The following is a 16,798-nucleotide window of genomic DNA, read 5'->3' on the forward strand; positions in this document are numbered from 1 at the left end:
GCCCGGCAACGCCCTCGGTCGCTCCCGCTGAACAGGATTGACGGACTCCGTGCCGATCGGCCGGGCCGCGCAACTGAGAACAATCATGGTCGGCCAGGCGATACGCCGCCTGACCGCGCTCCGGTGATCACCCGACAAAGGCGGTGCGGAGAATGTCGGGTGACCGGGGCCGGTGGCGCCGCACGATGAGGGCATGGATGACACGACCTTGGTATCTCGCTTCCTCCGCGACGGCTTCGTGAGATTGGAGGGCGCCGTCGCGCCGCGCGTGGCGGCGGACTGTGCGCGGCTGCTGTGGCGGGAGACGGGCTGCGACCCGGACGACCCGTCGACGTGGACGAAGCCTGTGCACTGGGTGGCCGGCATGGCGCAGGGACCGTTCGCCGCCGCACCCAACTCTCCTTCCCTGCAGCACGCGTACGACCTGCTCGTGGGCGCGGGACGCTGGGAACCGCGCTACTCGCTGGGTACGTTCCCGCTGCGCTTTCCGCACGAGGAAGAGCCGGACGACGCGGGCTGGCACATCGAGGGGAGCTATCTGCCGGAGGGCGAGAGCTGGTACTTCACGAATCTGCGCTCCCAGGGCCGGGCGCTGCTGATGCTGTTCCTGTTCAGCGAGGTTGGTGAGGAGGACGCCCCGACCCGGATCCGGGTCGGCTCACACCTCGACGTGCCGAAGGTGTTGGAGAAGTACGGGGAGGACGGGGCGAGCGGGCTGACCCTCGCACCCGATCTGGTGGCGGCGTCCGACCACCGGCCACTCGCCTTTGCGACCGGGTCCCCGGGCGACGTCTTCCTGTGCCATCCGTTCCTGGTGCACGCGGCGCAACCTCACCATGGGGTGCGGCCACGCTTTATGGCGCAGCCGCCGCTGATGCCGGCAGCGCCGTACCAACTGGAGCGCGACGACGGCGCGTACTCACCCGTGGAGATTGCGATCCGCCGCGGTCTGGGACAGGACACCCCCGGTCCGGACGGAGACTGCACCGACCGCAGCGCCGGATAGACGTGCTTCACTCGCCCTCGCTGGCAAGGTGGTCGTGAGGAGAGGAAGAGAAAGGAGGCCGGGCATGCTGGAGCGGCTGAACCAGGCCATGGAGCACATCGAGGGCCGTCTCGACCAGGACCTCGACGTGAAGGAACTGGCACGCGTCGCCGCCACCTCGGAGCACCACCTGCGCCGGATGTTCTCCGCGCTCGCGGGAATGCCCCTGCTGGAGTACGTCCGGCGCCGTCGGCTCACCGTCGCAGGCGCTGAAGTACTCGCGGGGCACGACACGCTGCTGGAGATCGCCGTGCGCTATGGCTACGGCTCCGGCGAGGCGTTCGCGCGGGCGTTCCGTGCCATGCACGGCATCGGACCGGGCGAGGCTCGGCGTACCGGCGCCGCGCTCAACTCCCAGTCCCGGATGGCCTTCCGCCTCACCATCGAAGGGAGGAGCACTATGCGATACCGCGTTGTGGACAAGGCGGACTTCACCGTCGTGGGGCTCAAGACCCGGGTACCGCTGGTGCATGCCGGGCCGAACCAGGCGATCATGGACTTTGTCCGTGGGATCGATGCGCGGACCCTGGAACGCCTGGAGAAGCTGTCGGACCAGGAGCCGCACGGCATCGTAGCGGTCTGCGACGGCATGGACCCCAGCCGCGCCGAGGGCACTGAACTCGACTACCACCACGGCGTGATCACCTCCGCGGCCGCTCTTGAGGGCACGACCACGTTGGCGGTCCCGGCCGGCACCTGGGCGGTCTTCACCACCTCCGGGCCGGCGCCGCAGGCCATCCAGGAGCTGTGGCGGGACGTGTTCACCGAGTGGTTCCCGTCGAATCCATATCGCACCCGCACCGGGCCGGAGATCCTGCGCACCCGCCTGTCGCCGGAGAAGACCGAGGCCGACGCCGAACTGTGGCTGGCCGTGGAGGCTGAGCGCTGCTGAACACAGCGGCAATCCCCCAGGCAGGCGCGTGCGAGCGATTCGGTTGGCCGCCAACTACCCGCCACCTGCACGCGCCACAGAGGTGGTCGCGGCCTGCGCCCCTGCTCACCCGCTGGCGGCATGCAGTCGCCGAGTGGGGTGTCGGCCGGGGTCTTCAGCCGGTGAGCGCGAGGCTTAGAGTCGGGAACCATGGCCCAACTCTTGATCGTGCATCACACGCCGTCCCCCAACCTCGACGAGTTGTTTCAGGCAGTGGTGAAGGGAGCCACCACCGACGAGATCGAAGGTGTCGAGGTCGTACGGCGTGCGGCGCTGAGCGCCACCGCTTCGGATGTCCTCCAGGCTGACGGCTACATTCTGGGCACCCCCGCGAACCTCGGTTACATGTCCGGTGCCCTCAAGCATTTCTTCGACCAGATCTACTACCCCTGCCTGGACGAGACCCAGGGACGGCCGTTCGGGTACTACGTCCACGGCGGTAACGACGTGACCGGCGCGGTCCGCGGCATCGAAGCCGTCACCACCGGCCTCGGCTGGCAGCAGACGGCGGCCGCCGTCAAGTCCACGGGGACCCCGGACAAGTCCACCCTTGAGGCGTGTTGGGAACTCGGGGCGACGGTTGCGGCGGGGTTGGTCGCGTAGCGCGGCACGGCTTGAGCCCGCCTTCCTCTGCCTGTGGCTGGCTGACTGGCCGTCGGCCACCCTCGAGGAGCGGCTGATGTGCGCAGACACGTTCCACAGCAAGTCGTCGCCGGACGCGCGCGTGTAATTCCCAAATGGGTGTGAATTGCTGGGAAGTTGATGCGCGAGAAGGTGGATACACAAAGAGGCTGTGTCTCCTGTTGTCGGTGGTCGTCGATAGCGTTACCCGTGTGATGGTGGGCACGGAGGAAACCCGGTTGGTCATCTTGCGCGGCAACAGCGCCTCGGGAAAGTCGTCCGTGGCCGCCCGCCTTCGCGAGAGGTTCGGTCGCGGTCTGGCCGTGGTCGCCCAGGACAACCTCCGCCGGATCGTGCTGCGCGAACGTGACAGGCCGGGCGCCGCGAGCATCGGCCTGATCGGGCTGACGGCCCGCTACGCGCTGGACGCCGGCTTTCATGTCGTCGTGGAGGGCATCCTCTACGCCGATCGCTACGGCGACATGCTCGCCCAGCTACGTGCCGATCACCGCGGGCCGACCCACGGCTACTACCTGGACGTGCCGTTCGGTGAGACCCTCGCCCGGCACGCCACCAAGCCGATCGCCGAAGAGGTCGGCGAGGGGCAACTGCGCGACTGGTTCCGGGCACGCGATCTGCTGCCCGGCGGCGTCGAGGCCGTCATCGGTGCCGACAGTGCCCTGCACGAGACCGTCGATCGCATCATGCTCGACACCGGCCTGGCCCACTTGCCGGCCCGGGACCGCTGACCCGGGCGCCCCACCGGCCCGAGGGCGGGACAGTGCGGCCCCAGCGGCGTCACCAGGCTCCGGGCGCGGGCGTGCCGCATCCATGGAAATGACGTACGCGGGTGAACTGAGCCTCAATCGCCTTGTTCGGATCTTCGGGTGGATCAAGGAGCTTGTGGGCGGCCGACATTGGCGGAACGAGGTGTAGCGCCCGCATACTCTCGGCCACGAGAATTTGACAGTACGCCGACAGGTCGGGTGCCCCGATCCGTACCGAGGCAGCCGCCCGTGTCACCCGCCCCTCCTCCGTCTCGCGGAGACCAGAGCAGCGAAAGGACAGCCATGCCCCACCGTAAGTGGTTTGCGGCAGCCGGTACCGCCGCGGCAATCACCATGATCATGGCGCCGACGACGAACGCCGCGTCCATATCCTCGAACACCGCACCAGCACGCGTTTCGGCGGTGACGACTCTCTACTACGACGACTCCCGCGCAGGTGGTTGGGAATCGGCCATCTCCTCCGGAGTCGCCACCTGGAACGCGAACGTCAGCAACGTGAAGCTGGTGAAGGCGCAGCCCGGCACCCGCGCCGAGATCCAGATCGTCGCCACCACCGGCTGGCCGCAGGCCACGCTCGGCCCGGTGCGACCGGGCGGCCAGGCCCGGGTGGAACTCGGCAGCCAGGCCGTCGACGACGGGTATGACAAGACCCGCATCGCCGCCCACGAGATCGGCCACAACCTGGGCCTGCCGGACACCAAGCCCGGCCCGTGCTCCGAGCTGATGTCGGGCTCCAGCGCCGGCACCAGTTGCACGAACGCCGTGCCCAACGCGGCCGAGCAGTCCCGCGTCGAGTCCGCGTACTCCGGCCGCGCCGCCACGCGCACCCCGGCCGACGGCCGCGTGCTGGTCGACGCGCACTGACCTGGCAAGTGCCGGACGTCCCGGGCGACTTGACCGCCAACGCAGCCCCGGTCATCCACCCCGGTCCTCCAGTGGACCTACGGCCACCAGCCAGTCGGCCCGACCAGCAGCGGGCCCTACTCAGTGCGTTCTGACCACTGCCGGCCCGGGGGCGAAAACCTTTCCGCCCCCGGGCCGGTGCGGACACACCGGCGCTCGTGCCCGGAACGGTCACCACCACGGTCGATCAGCCGGGCCAATCGACCGTTCGGACTTTGCTTCTTGCCGGTGGCTACCGGGCGGCAAGAGGATCTACGTACGTGGCGTATACGGGTATACGGGCATGGGTGGGTGGCGGCCGACCCGCTCGTACGCATGCGACGGAACGCGCCCCCCTGTCCGGGGAACACGAGGTGAGTCCTGGCTGAGAACGTACGGGCCCGGCGAGACGAAGCGAGGGCGAGATGACGGCGAGCGCAGGCGAACTCGCGGTGGTGTGGTGCGACTTCGGGGGTGTGCTGACTCCGCCGGTGGACGAGGCGTTCGCCCGGGTGGTGCGAGCCGCCGAGGTGCCGGCCGACGCCTTGAGTGCGGCTGTCGAAGCGGTCGCCGCGGAGATGGGGCTCGCCGGCATCGCGCCGCTGGAACTCGGACTGCTCGATCAAACCGAGTGGGGGCGACGTGTCACCGCCGCCCTGGCGCCCCGATGGCGGCCGCGGGTCGACCTCGGCCGGTTCGGGGACCACTTCTACTACGACGGCCGCGCGCTCGACGTGACCCTCTTCGACCACCTCGCGGTACTGCGCGCCCGGGGACTGCGGACGGGGCTGCTCACCAACAGTGTCCTGGAGTGGGAGCCGCACCGTGCGGCCATGTTCGCCGCCGCCGGACGCTCCGAGGCCCTGTTCGACGCGGTGCTGCGCTCGCACGAGGTCGGCCTCGCCAAGCCCGACGAAGCGCTCTTCGCCCTTGCCGAGACCACCTTCGCGGCGAGCCCCGAACAGTGCCTGCTGATCGACGACTTGGAGTCCAACTGCGCGGCAGCCCGCCGCCGCGGCTGGACGGCCGTGACCCATGTGGATGCCGCGCGGACCATCAAGGCTCTCGACCAGCTGGTGCCCGGCGGACACTGAGCGCGTCCCCAGTGCCGCCCGGTCGGGGGCCTGAACGCGTCCCGACCGGCGTTCGGTCGGGATCGCGGCTCACATCCGCGCATCCCGGCGGATCATCAGCGGCCGGTCCAGGATTTCGATGTACATGATGCGCTCGTGCACGACATCCAGGGCGAGCATGCCCTTCGCGGGCAGCAGCGGGACACAGCGGTGGCCCTGACCGAAGGGCTGCCCCGGCGGGTGATCCGCCGTACGGACGCTCTGGCAGAACTCGTCACCGCACTCGCACAGGCCGAACAGGCGGACATCGCGCACGGTGAGGGCCAACTCCCGTTCACCTTCCGCCTCCAGGAGGTCGGCAAGTTCGGCGACGAGCTCGGGGAACATCTCTCGGAGGAGGGGATGGTCCTGTTCCATACGGCGACAGTAAACGCCGAGGCCCGTCTCCCCGGAGCCGGGTCCACCGGATCGTGGCCTTCCCCGAGGCGTGGGTGACACCTGGTCAGACGGTAGGTATTCTCCAGATTTTCACAGCGATTCAATCGACGCCGACGGCTGAATCGTGTAGCGAGGCGCGGGAAGGGATCTGGATGAAGCTGGGTGTGCTGGATGTGGGGGCACACACGGTGCATCTGATGGTGGATGTCGGCGACGAGGTCATGACCGAAACGCGGTCGGTGAAGAAACCGGTCCGGCTGGCCGCACGCCTGGATGCACGGGGCCGACTGGACGCCGCAGGCGTCGAGTTGCTGTCCCGGGCGGTGAACGCCTGCTTGTGCGAGGCCCTGCGGCTCGGGGTGACGACACTTCTCGCCTACGCGACGGCGTTCATCAGGCATGTCGCCAACGGCGAGGACGTGGTGGAGGCCGTGCGTTCACGTACCGGAGTGCGTCTGATCGCTCTTCCTCGCGCGTCCAAGGTGGAGCTGGCCTTCCTGGCCGCACGCCGATGGCTCGGGCGGCAGGCCGGCCCGCTGGCGGTCGTGGATCTCGGTGCGCATGCTCTCGAAGTCGGCTTCGGCACAGGGGATTCGGCCACGATGGCAGAGGCCTTCCCGCTCGGCGCCGCCCGGCTGACCCGGGAGATCCTGGGCGAAGGTGCCGCCACACCCGAGCAGGTGCAAGCCGTGCGGGACCGGGCCCATGCCGTCTTCGGCGAGGCCGCCGCAGGCTTGAGAGCGGCGGAGCCGCAGACAATCGTCGGGTCCTCCCGCATGCTCGAACAGTTGACCCGGTTCTGCGGGGCCGACTCCGCACAAGGGCGCTCGGGTGCGGCGCCCGTACTCACCCGTGAGGACCTGTCGCAGAGGCTGCACGAGCTGCTCTCGGTCCCCGCGGGCAAACGCGCGCGGCTGCCGGGGATATCGACGGCGAGGAGCCACCAGGCCGCGGCCGGAGGAATCGTCGCGCACTGCATCATGGAGATGGCCGAGATCGGCCGGCTGACCACCTGCCCATGGGCGGTGCGCGAGGGCGTCGTGCTCCACCACCTGGAGCGCCCACCGCTCACCGCTGCGGGGCGGGTGCCGTACGGGGTGCTGGTGCGGGGCCGCAAGGGCCGATGGCTGGCCTCACCGCCCAGTGGCGGTGCGGACGCGGCCCACTGAACGGGCGGCCCGGGCCGGACCACGCCCGGGCACCGCACGGTCGGTGTTGGTAGAGGGCACCGACCAGTACGAACGAAACCTCGGTGGGAACGAAGCCTCGGTGGGAACGGAGCCTCGCTGTGAAACGGACGCGCGGAGCCGCAGCAGGCGACCGGCTGCGATTCGACGGATGGATCGCGGGCGTAGGTACTTCCTCCGGTGCCCGTATCGTGCTCGGGCATTGGACGAGTTCGCCCTTTGGGCCATTCAGCGATGTGATGATCGAGCGGGCCGACGGCCACCGCCGCCTGCTCGCGCCCACCCCCGAGACCGCCGAATTCATCCGCGGCACCTACACCTTCGACAGCGTGCGGACCGTCCCGGTCACCGTCGGCGTCGACGGCCGGACCTGGACCGTGGACGCAGAAGAACTGCACCTGCGGTTCGTCACCGCCCGGCGGGGCCCTCTGGGCTATCTGCTGCGAAGCGTGCCCGGACCGCTCAGCGGCAGCCCGGCCTGGACTGCCGTGACCGACCGGGCCGCCCGCCTCCTCCTGCACGGCGTGCGCACCCGCGGCAGCGCGGGCGGGGGACGGAAGGAATGGTACGGAGCACGCGACGTGCATCCGATCGGAGCGCTCTCGGGGGACTGCGAGGGCGTCGACCTGGGCACGCTGCGCCCTGTTGAGCCCCCGGTGCGCTTCGGATTCGGCTCGGTACCCCGGAGGCCCGCGCTCACACGGATCACGACGACGGTGGTCGGGGCCGGAGGCCTCAGCACGTCGCGAGAGTGGTGACCGGCACATCGCAGTGGGCGAGCCGGGCGGCGTCCAGCGGGCGGATGCGGCAGACGGCAGGCGAGGTCGCCCGGTCGTCGCCCAAGAGGAGGTTCCGGGCTCGCTGAGGGTGATGCCCCATCAGTTGGTGCCGACCTCGGGGGCGTAGCGACGAAGTCGCCGGTTGCCCCGCTCACCAGGTCGGATGTGCGCTGACACCGCCGTCGACGGTGAGGTCGTGGCCGGTGATCCAGGAGGCGGCCCGGGAGGCGAGGAAGACGCAGGCGTTGCCGACGTCCTCGGGTCGGCCGAGTCGTCCCAGGGGCGCCGCGGCGCCCCAGCGGCGCACACCCTCGGGCCAGTCGTCGGCGAGGCCGGGGCGGTCGATCAGGCCGGGAGAGACGGAGTTGACGCGGATGCCACGCGGTCCGTATTCGAGGGCGGCGGAACGCGCGAACATGACGAGCGCGGCCTTCGCGGCGTTGTAGTGCGCATGGCCGGGGGCGGGTTGGCTGGCTTCGATCGAGGCGATGTGCGTGATGCTGCCGCCGTCCGCCTGGCCGGCCATGATCCGGGCGGCGGCCTGGGTGCAGGCGAACGCACTGGTGACGTCGGCCGTCTGCAGCTGCTGCCAGTCGTCGGCGGTCATGTCCGGCAGTGGTTGCACCGGCTGGATCCCGGCGTTGTTGACCAGGGCGTCGAGGCGGCCGTGGCGGGCGGCTGCCTCCTCGACGAGACGCCGGCATTCCTCGGGGCGGAGCAGGTCCGCGCGCAGTACGGTGGCCCGGCCACCGGCCTCGGTGATCTCCTCCGCGAGCGTGCGGGCGGCGTTCTCGCCACAGTGGTGGTGGAGTACGACGGCGGCTCCGGCGCGGGCGAAGCAGCGGGCGATGCCGCCGCCGATCAGGCCGCTGGCGCCGGTGATGAGTGCGGTGGTGCCGGTGAGGTCAGGCACGGGTGCCCTCTCCGTCCGTGTCGGGCATGCTCCGGGGCGCTCCGGGGCGACACAGGGCGCGGATGCGGGCGGCGTGCCGGGGGTGGCGGGCGCACAGGTCGTCGGGATCGGCGCCCTCGTAGTCCGCGGGGAGGAACCCGGGCGCCATGGTGGTGCCGAACAGGGCCCAGCGGCCTCCGGCGGCCACCCGGGCGCCCATCCACGTACCGGCTTCGACGACGTACTGCGGATGCCCCAGGGGAGTTCCGAGGCGGAGCAGGCGGTCGCTGCCGTCGGGGTGGAGGAGGAGCAGTTCGAGCGGATCGCCCCTGTAGAAGTGCCAGACCTCGTCCACGGGAAGGCGGTGCAGGGCGGAGAAGTCCCCGTCGGCATCGGTGAGCAGGACCATGATGGCCGATCCGGCCGGGCGGCCGCCGGCATCGGGTGGTCCGGCCCAGGTGCGGCGGAACATTCCGCCTTCCACGGGCAGCGGCGCGAGTCCGTACTGTTCGGCCACTTCGGCCGCTGTCGTCGTCCTGCTGTCCATGCCCTCTCCTCGCTTCCACGGACCGGGAGCCGGTGATCGCGCGGCACGCTGCGGGCCGTGCGATGTGCGGAGTGCGCGACGCACCCGTCGGACGATCAATGCACCGGAGGAGGCGGCGGGAAACGGACGAATTCCTTCCCGGCAGCGGATTCCGGCCCGAGGACGGTCCTGGCCCGCCACCTCGTTCCACGGCGTCCTCGGTCACCGGCGGGCGGCGGGCGCCCGGCCAGCGCTCGATCGTGCCCAGCTCGTGACCGGTTGGACGGCTCCGGCAAGGTGCCCACCCGCTTCCAGGTCACGATCCCCCGTACCGGGCCAGTACAGTCACGCGCATGACAAAAGCAGTGTTCCGGGCCTTCGAAGCGGGCGGGCGATCCATCGACGAGCCGACCGAGGACGAACTCCACGATCTGCTCGCCGACATGAATCTGAGTCACCCGTACGTGATCTTCGAACGACGCGACCGGGAACCGGTGAACGAGCATTACATCCAGGTGTATCTCAACGACGACTTGAGCTACCAGGTGGAATATCGCGAGGGCGGCTCGGACAGGCATTTCGAGGCGCATGTCCCGAGGCAGCCTTCGATTGTCGGTCCCGGCCCGGTCGCGAAGGTGATGTACGACTGGGCACACGATCGCGACGGTTGGCGTGAAGCGCTGCCGTGGACACTCAAGTCCTTTTGAGGGGTGTACTCCCGAGCTCCCGGGTCATGAACGTGCTGTGCGGGTCCTCCCGGTAGTCCGCGAACGGCTCGCACTCGACGAAGCCGAACTTCTCGTACAACTTCCTTGCGGGCAGGAAGAATTCAGCAGAACCGGTCTCCAGGCTCAGACGGGAGAAGCCCTTCGCCCTGGCCTCGTCGATGAGGTGCCCGAGAGGTCGTCCACCACAATGGTCAGAGAGGTCACCGCTGTTGCCTTTCACCTGCTGTCGTTCGGATGCCCGTCGTTCGTCGGTGGCCCAGGCCGCCTCAGGTGTCGAGGAACGCGCCGCGCTCGGCTGCCGCGAGGAAACGGGGCGGCAGATAGGCGGAGTTGACCCGGATGTTCCAGCCTCGGCGGATCGCGTGACAGGTGAGGGCCAGGATGTCGAGGTTGACCGCGGCTTTGGTTTCGGAGGCCCGATCGGCCACTTGGTGGTGGTCACGGTGGGCTTCGAGGGCGTCCAGGAGCGCCAGGTTGAAGCTCTCTTCGTCACCGTCGACCAGTTGCGAGAACAGTACGGCGGGCGGCGGGAGGAAGCCCTGGGCGCCCGCCTTCTCGCAGTCGTTCAGTGCCCGGTCCGTGGCGGGCTCGGGGTCGGCGCCGCGCAGGTAGTCGTGGAGGGCCTGGCGGTACGAGGCGAACCCCGACTCGTCCCGGGCCAGCAGCTCGGGGTCGGTGAGGACCAGCGGGGCGAGGTGCTCGCGTACGCCGGTGATCAGCGCGAGGCTGGTCACCCGCTGCCAGTGGTCGGGGCCGGCCGCCGCGCCGTGGTTCGCCGGGTAGGTGCGGGTGGTGCCGTCGATCGTCAGTTCCACGTCGGTGCCCGGTTCCGCGAGACAGGTACGGAAGAGCGCCGAGCCCAACTCGGCGGCCAGGCGCACGTCTTCGCACTGCCGGTCCGTGGCGTCGCCGGTGACCGAGGCCCGCGCGCCGAACAGCATGCACAGATCCGCCATCGCCCTGAGCATCCGCCAGGCGGCCGGCGGTTCTCCGACCGTCTCGGGCGGAAACGCCTCCTGAATGTACTTCTCGAACAGGGCCTCGCTCTCGGGGTGCAGTGGTCGCGGATGCTCGGGCCGCTCCAACGTCACGGATCCGGCAGCGAGTTGGGCGACCGCGTCCGGGCGGCGTGCGCGTCCGTAACCGGCCACCCTGGGACCCGCGGACTCGAAGCCGGTGACCAGCGCACGCGGCAGGTACGCACTGTCCACCGGCGGCTGCCAGCCCTCGTGGCGGTAGGCGAGAGCGGTCAGAGCCAGCGGGATCAGGGGCAGCAGCTCGCGTGGGGCGTCCGATTGACGCGACGCCGCGCGGTGCGCTTCCAGGAGGCCGGTCAACTCCTCGCGGAATACGTCCGGTTCGCGGTGGGTGAGGGCGTGCAGTGCGCGCAGGGCGATGCTGTGCGGGTGCGGAGGGGAGGAGCTGCCCGCCTGCCCGGCCGCGTGCGTAGCGTCGTGATTCCCGCCCTGCAGCCCGCCGTCGTGGTTCTGCACTTCGTCGTGGTTCTGCTCTTCGTCGTGCTTCTCTTCGTGCGTGCGCAGTCGGGCCAGGGCGGCGTCGATCGCGGCGCGCTTCTCCTCGTCGGTGGGCGGGTAGTTCGCGTCGTCGTCTCCGGTGTCGCCGTAGACGTAGGCCATCAGCGCGTTGATGAGCTCCGCGCCGGGGCGTCCGCGTTGCCCCTCCTGAGGTGCGCGGCGCGCGAAGTGGAAGGCCTCGCCGTGCCGTTCGGCCTTTCCGGCCAGGACGGCGAGGCTCAGAGCGGCCAGCCACTCGTCCGTTGTGACGGTCTCCCTGCCGCCCTCGGTGCCCCGCTCGTAACTCATCCCGAAGTTCACGTAGTCGAGGAAGACCTGGAAGTCGTCGTACGGGAAGTACGCCGCGTACGAGATGCTGCCGACCGCGGCTTCGGCCGCGTCGGACAGGACCGCCCTGGCCTCGGGAGTGCCGAGGTCGGGAATCTCCACGGACAGCGCGCCGAGGTAGTCGAGGAACTCCTCCGACAGCAGCCACCAGTCGTAGACGCCCATCCGGCCCGCCTTCGACATGGTCCGAACCCGCGAACCGATCCGGTTGACGAAGTCCTCGCGGGCCGCGACCAGTGCGGCCTCACCGACCCGATGCCGTTCCCAACGCACGTCCGCCGCCCCCGCGTTCACGTCGCTTCACCGTACACATGTCCACGGCTCAGCCTACGGCCCGCGTTCGATGCCGCCGTGCCGGTTCAGCCGCTGCCTCCGAGTTCGAACAGCAGCCACAGGAACGCGCCCAACAGGTGGCCTCCGGCGAGGTAGACGAACAGGCGGACACCCAGCGCCTTCGGGAAGCCGTCCTCCTGGCTCGACTTCGCGGTGGGTCGCGCGGGCAGCGCGGTTGCGGTGGCTGGGTCCGCACCGGCTGTCGCGGGCAGAGACGCTGGCGAACCGGTGAGCGCTTCCCCCGGCGTCTCGCCCTTCACTTCTCGGTCCGTCCCGTCGTGCACGGCGGTTGTCACTTTCTCTCGCGAGCGCATGCGCGTTCAGCCCTCCATGTGCCTCTAGGTATGGGCCCGTTCGGCTCGCGGGCTTACCGGCCGTGCCGGTCGTTCCGGTTGCTCCGGTTGCTCCGGTTACACCGGTGGTTCCCGTCGTTCCGGTCGGACGCGTCACTCACAAACCTGGGGTCGGTCCGGCTCCGCCCAGGCACACGTTCGTCGCCGCGCTGCGCAGCAAGGTGTGGACGAAGAGCATCTCGGCGCTGTGGCCGCCGAGTGCGGCGATGCGGTGGGGCACGAGCGAGTCGAAGTGCGCCGAGTCTCCGGGGGCGAGCGTGTAGGAGCGTTCGCCCAGGGCGAGTGCCAGGGTGCCCGAGAGGACGTACAGCCATTCCTCGCCCGGGTGCACCCGCACCAGGTCGCCCTCCACGCGCGGCGGGACGGTCACCCGCAGGGCTTGAAGAGCCCGGGACGGATTGCCCGCGGCCCGGTAGACCCAGCCTCCGGCCGGGACGGCTTCGGCTTCGCCTCCGCGTACCACCGGTTCCGATTCCGCCCCCGTCTCGCCGAGCAGATCGGACACCGTCGTACCGTAGAGGCGGGCGAGGGCCAGTAGTACGGGCAGGGACGGCTGGCGCCGACCCGTCTCCAGGCGGGAGAGGTGGGCCGGAGAGAGACCGGCCCGGGCCGCGGCGGATTCCAGCGTGAGCCGTGCCACGCGGCGGTGCTCACGAAGCTGCGCGGCCACAGCGTTCAGGGCACCGGCCCCGTCGGATGCGTGGTCCATGCGTCCATGAAAGCCGCCGGTGACAGACAGGGCAAAAGTTTTGCCTCAGAGGCAAAATCCCGGGTGCTCGTCCGGTGCTCGTCCACGGATGGGCTGTGTTCGACCTGCCGGGTTTCCGGGCGCGGCACGATACGACTCCGCCATCCGGCGCCCGTCTGTGGGCCGGACGAGTGGCGGGCAGCGTGACGCGGACGGGATCGACTCGTTGGTCCGCCGATGAGGACAACGCACACCGACCCCCAACTCCCGTACGCGCGCGACCGTATTGAGCGGGGCAACGGCACCGGACCGAACCCGCCTCGTCGTGCGCCGTCCCGTCGTAGCTCGGCAGCGCGTCGACCCGGCGGATCCACCAGGCCCTGCCCGAGCAGGCCGCCCTTCGGCAGGCCTCCCGGTCCGGGCAGGCACCTTCCGCGCGGTCTTCCCGCCCACGGGGCGCCGACGCCATGTACCTCCGAAGGGCGCGCGCGGTGCACGGGCGCCGCCACGGCCTCCGGTCCGGCGAGCGTGCGGGGGGCCGAGCGATGACCGGGCGGGGACGGGGCGAGACGGAGCACGAGCGGGCGGTCCACGATGAGCCGCCGCGCTCCGGGAAAAGGCCCGGCGATCGGTTGGGCGGCGGAACGGGGCCGGACGAGCAGTCGGGCGGTGGAACGAGGCCGGACGAGCGGCCGCTCGCGGAGCGGCGCGGCGGCCGAACCGCGCGGCGGGTGCTGGAGCCGGGCGCGGTCCGGGAGGAGATCGACACCCTCAGTCACCGCGGGTACGCGTTCAGCCGACGGACGCTGACGTACACCCCGCCGCTGGTGCCGGGGCAGGCGCTGGATTCCCCGCGTCCCGTCGAGCCGCTGCTGGTGCTGGGCGGCGCGTTCCAGGACATGTACTCCTGGCGGCGGCACGAACCGGCGCTGCTCGCCGCGTGCGGCACCGTCGTCACGCTGGACCTGCCCGGCTGGGGGCGCGCCGACGCCCTGCCGCCCCATCACGGCGTCGACTTCCTCGCGCATGCGGTGCGCGAGGCCATGTGCCGGGCGGGGCACCGGCGTTACCACGTACTGGCCGCCTCGCACGGTGCTCTCATCGGTCACCGGCTCGCGCAGCTCTGTGACGAGGGGACGATCGCCTCGCTCGCGCTGACCGGTGCCCGCTCCCCGCGGCCCGCCGAGGACCACGAGATCAAGGAGCTCGGCGCGCTCATCGCGCTTCTCGAGGCGGGACGTATCCGCGAGTTCGCCGTGCGCACGGTCGACAGCCTCTCCGATCCCGCGCCCCCGCACCGCATCCACCGGCACGCCGCCGTGCGTTACCTGCTCACCGGCGAGCTCTCCCGGACACCGGCCGCCGAGCACGCCAAGATCGTCACCAATCTCCAACGTCTCACCGCCACCACACTGTTCTACGACGATCCCCTGCCACGTACGCCCACGCTCGTGTTCACCGGGGAGCACGACACCCTGACCCCGGTCGCGGACGCCCGTGCCCTCGCCTCGCACTACCCTCAGGGCCGCTGGACCACCATCCCCGGCACCGACCACATCGCCCACCTCCAGCGCGACGACGAGTACACGCGTCTGGTCGCCGAGCACCTCCGGCACGTGGCGCCCTCGAACGAGAACGAAGACGAAGGCGAGAGCGAGGGCGCGGGCAGCGGTGTCGGGCCGGTGCCCACGCTCCCGGCGAGCAGGGGCTCAGGCCCGGCGGCGACCGCCGTGCGCTGATCGTGGGCGGGGATGCGGGCGACTCCCCCGGGCTGTCGCCCGGCGTCGGCGCGCCCGCCGAGCAGCGGACGGGGCCGGGCGCGCGGGGGGCGCGGCGCCGGGTCACGACCGGGACCAGGAACCCATCACCATCAACGTCTTGGTACCGGTGACCTGCCCCGCGCTGCGGAGTCCGTCGATGACCTGCTGCAGATGGGCGATGTCGCGGACGCGGACCTGGACCAGAGCATCGGGGTCGCCCGCGATGGTGAACACGGCTTGGACTTCGGGGACTTTGTAGGCCGAGCGCACGATCTCGCCCACCCGGGTCGTGCCCGCGAAGCGGAGTTCGACGAAGGCCTCGATGCCCCAGCCGAGTTTGCCGTGGTCGACCTGGACCGTGAAGCCGGTGATCACGCCGGTCTCGCGCAGCCGGTCCACCCGGCGTTTGACGGCGGCCACCGAGAGCCCCACCACGGCGGACATTTCGGAGAAGGTGCGGCGTCCGTCCTCGCGCAGCAGGCGCAGCAGGTGGTGGTCTATGTCGTCGATCTCGGGCACGGCGGGACCCTTCGGAGTGCACTGGGGAGCACAAAGAATTGTAGGGACGAGATCTCTTTGGAGAAATTGCTTGCGTGTTTCCCCCTTTCGGGTTCCCGATACTTGTGTCTTGGCCGGTGGTGTTGCTGTGCTGGCGGTCTTCCCCGCCCCGTTGCCCGGCCGCTCGGCGCGAGCGGCGTGCTGCTCACCGTCGGCCCAGATCCGTGAGGACACCCGCGATGACCATCACCGACGCCGAACAGGCGACCCTCGCCATCGAGTTGAAGCCGTCCGCCGATCCGCTGCCCGCCGCCGCTCGCGAGGCGCGTCTCGCCGATCCGGGTTTCGGCCGGTACTTCACCGATCACATGGTGTCCGTCCGGTGGACCAAGGACCGGGGCTGGCACGACGCGGAACTCGTCCCGTACGGGCCGCTGGCGATCGACCCGGCGAACATGACCCTGCACTACGCGCAGTCGGTCTTCGAAGGGCTCAAGGCCTACCGCCGCGTGGACGGTTCCCTGGCGACCTTCCGCCCGTACGCCAACGCCGCTCGCCTGCGGTCCTCCGCGCGCCGTCTTGCCATGCCGGAGCTGCCGGAGGAGACGTTCGTCGCGAGTGTCGAAGCCTTGGTGCGCCAGGACAGTGCGTGGGTGCCCACGCGGGCCGAACAGAGCCTGTATCTGCGGCCGTTCATCTTCGCGACCGAGGTCGGCCTCGGTGTCCGGCCCGCCAACGAGTTCCGCTACCTGCTCATCGCCTCGCCCGCGGGCGGCTACTTCGCGGGCGGGGTCAAGCCGGTGTCGGTGTGGCTGTCCGAGGAGTACGTACGGGCCGCGCCCGGCGGCACCGGGGCCGCCAAGTGCGCCGGGAACTACGCCGCGTCCCTGGTCGCCCAGGCCCAGGCGATCGAGCAGGGCTGCGACCAGGTGGTCTGGCTCGATGCCCTGGAGCGCCGCTGGATCGAGGAGATGGGCGGCATGAACCTGTACTTCGTGTTCGGGTCGGGTGCGGACGCGAAGATCGTCACGCCCGAGCTGTCGGGTTCGCTGCTGCCCGGCATCACCCGTGCCTCGCTGCTCACCCTCGCCACGGAGCTGGGCTACGCCACCGAGGAACGGCGGATCTCGGTCGAGGAGTGGCAGCGCGCCAGTGCGGACGGTTCCCTCACCGAGGTGTTCGCCTGCGGGACCGCCGCGGTCGTCACCCCCGTCGGCTCGGTGCGCTCCACCCGCGCCGACTGGACCGTGGGCGACGGCGGGCCCGGCCCGGTCACCATGCGCCTGCGCAGCGCCCTGCTCGACCTCCAGACCGGAAAGGCCCCGGACCCGCACGGCTGGATGCACACGATCATGGACGCCGCTCCGGAGAGCTGACCACCGGCCGAGGTGAGGGCCCGCTCTCCGCCGGGATG

General features: G+C 70.5%; 18 protein-coding genes and 1 pseudogene. 11 read left to right on the forward strand and 8 right to left on the reverse strand.

What is annotated here, in order from left to right:
* The first annotated feature begins 193 nt into the window (after positions 1–193).
* From HUT18_RS00265 to HUT18_RS00290, 6 genes are all read left to right on the forward strand, one after another.
* Positions 194–1,006: a phytanoyl-CoA dioxygenase family protein gene (locus tag HUT18_RS00265; RefSeq protein ID WP_176096688.1), complete on the forward strand. Its 813-nt coding sequence runs from the start codon at positions 194–196 to the stop codon at positions 1,004–1,006.
* Positions 1,007–1,070: 64 nt separating this feature from the next.
* On the forward strand, positions 1,071–1,937 hold the full coding sequence (locus tag HUT18_RS00270) for an AraC family transcriptional regulator (protein WP_176096690.1): 867 nt from the start codon (positions 1,071–1,073) through the stop codon (positions 1,935–1,937).
* Between the two features lie 189 nt (positions 1,938–2,126).
* Positions 2,127–2,579: a flavodoxin family protein gene (locus HUT18_RS00275; protein WP_176096692.1), complete on the forward strand. Its 453-nt coding sequence runs from the start codon at positions 2,127–2,129 to the stop codon at positions 2,577–2,579.
* A 233-nt stretch (positions 2,580–2,812) separates the two neighbouring features.
* The gene (locus tag HUT18_RS00280; protein ID WP_176104203.1) at positions 2,813–3,346 is read left to right on the forward strand and encodes a kinase; all 534 of its coding nucleotides are present in this window, start codon (positions 2,813–2,815) and stop codon (positions 3,344–3,346) included.
* Between the two features lie 321 nt (positions 3,347–3,667).
* Positions 3,668–4,249, forward strand: coding sequence for a snapalysin family zinc-dependent metalloprotease (locus tag HUT18_RS00285; protein ID WP_176096694.1), 582 nt, complete (start codon positions 3,668–3,670; stop codon positions 4,247–4,249).
* Between the two features lie 443 nt (positions 4,250–4,692).
* The gene (locus tag HUT18_RS00290) at positions 4,693–5,361 is read left to right on the forward strand and encodes an HAD-IA family hydrolase (RefSeq protein WP_176096696.1); all 669 of its coding nucleotides are present in this window, start codon (positions 4,693–4,695) and stop codon (positions 5,359–5,361) included.
* Positions 5,362–5,430: 69 nt separating this feature from the next.
* Here HUT18_RS00290 and HUT18_RS00295 read toward each other — a convergent pair whose 3' ends face one another.
* Positions 5,431–5,757, reverse strand: a complete 327-nt coding sequence (locus HUT18_RS00295; protein ID WP_176096697.1) for a hypothetical protein — start codon at positions 5,755–5,757, stop codon at positions 5,431–5,433.
* Positions 5,758–5,930: 173 nt separating this feature from the next.
* Between HUT18_RS00295 and HUT18_RS00300 the strand changes: the two genes are divergently transcribed.
* Together HUT18_RS00300 and HUT18_RS00305 are read left to right on the forward strand one after the other, a co-directional pair.
* Positions 5,931–6,947, forward strand: a complete 1,017-nt coding sequence (locus HUT18_RS00300; protein WP_176096699.1) for a Ppx/GppA family phosphatase — start codon at positions 5,931–5,933, stop codon at positions 6,945–6,947.
* A 119-nt stretch (positions 6,948–7,066) separates the two neighbouring features.
* Positions 7,067–7,723 (forward strand): hypothetical protein, encoded by a 657-nt coding sequence (locus HUT18_RS00305; RefSeq protein ID WP_176096701.1) that lies wholly within the window; start codon positions 7,067–7,069, stop codon positions 7,721–7,723.
* Positions 7,724–7,895: 172 nt separating this feature from the next.
* Here the strand turns inward: HUT18_RS00305 and HUT18_RS00310 are convergent, their stop codons facing one another.
* Complete coding sequence (locus HUT18_RS00310) at positions 7,896–8,657, reverse strand: SDR family NAD(P)-dependent oxidoreductase (protein WP_254878359.1); 762 nt, start codon at positions 8,655–8,657, stop codon at positions 7,896–7,898.
* Complete coding sequence (locus HUT18_RS33450) at positions 8,650–9,183, reverse strand: cupin domain-containing protein (protein WP_254878360.1); 534 nt, start codon at positions 9,181–9,183, stop codon at positions 8,650–8,652. Before HUT18_RS33450 ends, HUT18_RS00310 begins: the two co-directional genes overlap by 8 nt.
* Before the next feature lie 332 nt (positions 9,184–9,515).
* Here HUT18_RS33450 and HUT18_RS00315 point away from each other — a divergent pair, with 332 nt between their 5' ends.
* Positions 9,516–9,869: a hypothetical protein gene (locus HUT18_RS00315; RefSeq protein WP_176096704.1), complete on the forward strand. Its 354-nt coding sequence runs from the start codon at positions 9,516–9,518 to the stop codon at positions 9,867–9,869.
* Here HUT18_RS00315 and HUT18_RS00320 read toward each other — a convergent pair.
* From HUT18_RS00320 to HUT18_RS00335, 4 genes and pseudogenes are all read right to left on the reverse strand, one after another.
* A pseudogene (locus tag HUT18_RS00320) lies at positions 9,856–10,062 on the reverse strand (GNAT family N-acetyltransferase); the annotation flags it as partial. The gene HUT18_RS00315 and the pseudogene HUT18_RS00320 overlap by 14 nt on opposite strands.
* Before the next feature lie 94 nt (positions 10,063–10,156).
* Positions 10,157–12,046, reverse strand: coding sequence for an Imm49 family immunity protein (locus tag HUT18_RS00325; RefSeq protein ID WP_368661498.1), 1,890 nt, complete (start codon positions 12,044–12,046; stop codon positions 10,157–10,159).
* A 65-nt stretch (positions 12,047–12,111) separates the two neighbouring features.
* A complete protein-coding gene (locus tag HUT18_RS34275) occupies positions 12,112–12,345 on the reverse strand; it encodes a DUF6126 family protein (RefSeq protein ID WP_368661499.1) in 234 nt (77 codons plus the stop codon).
* Between the two features lie 190 nt (positions 12,346–12,535).
* On the reverse strand, positions 12,536–13,147 hold the full coding sequence (locus HUT18_RS00335) for a helix-turn-helix domain-containing protein (protein ID WP_176096706.1): 612 nt from the start codon (positions 13,145–13,147) through the stop codon (positions 12,536–12,538).
* A 710-nt stretch (positions 13,148–13,857) separates the two neighbouring features.
* On the opposite strand from HUT18_RS00335, the gene HUT18_RS00340 reads away from it, so the two are divergent.
* Complete coding sequence (locus tag HUT18_RS00340) at positions 13,858–14,865, forward strand: alpha/beta fold hydrolase (protein ID WP_176096707.1); 1,008 nt, start codon at positions 13,858–13,860, stop codon at positions 14,863–14,865.
* 102 nt (positions 14,866–14,967) lie between these two features.
* Here the strand turns inward: HUT18_RS00340 and HUT18_RS00345 are convergent, their stop codons facing one another.
* Positions 14,968–15,405: an Lrp/AsnC family transcriptional regulator gene (locus HUT18_RS00345; protein ID WP_176096709.1), complete on the reverse strand. Its 438-nt coding sequence runs from the start codon at positions 15,403–15,405 to the stop codon at positions 14,968–14,970.
* 218 nt (positions 15,406–15,623) lie between these two features.
* Between HUT18_RS00345 and HUT18_RS00350 the strand changes: the two genes are divergently transcribed.
* The gene (locus HUT18_RS00350; RefSeq protein WP_176096711.1) at positions 15,624–16,760 is read left to right on the forward strand and encodes a branched-chain amino acid aminotransferase; all 1,137 of its coding nucleotides are present in this window, start codon (positions 15,624–15,626) and stop codon (positions 16,758–16,760) included.
* Positions 16,761–16,798: the final 38 nt, after the last annotated feature.

The organism is Streptomyces sp. NA04227 (assembly GCF_013364195.1).
In the GTDB taxonomy this organism is placed as follows: Bacteria; Actinomycetota; Actinomycetes; order Streptomycetales; family Streptomycetaceae; genus Streptomyces.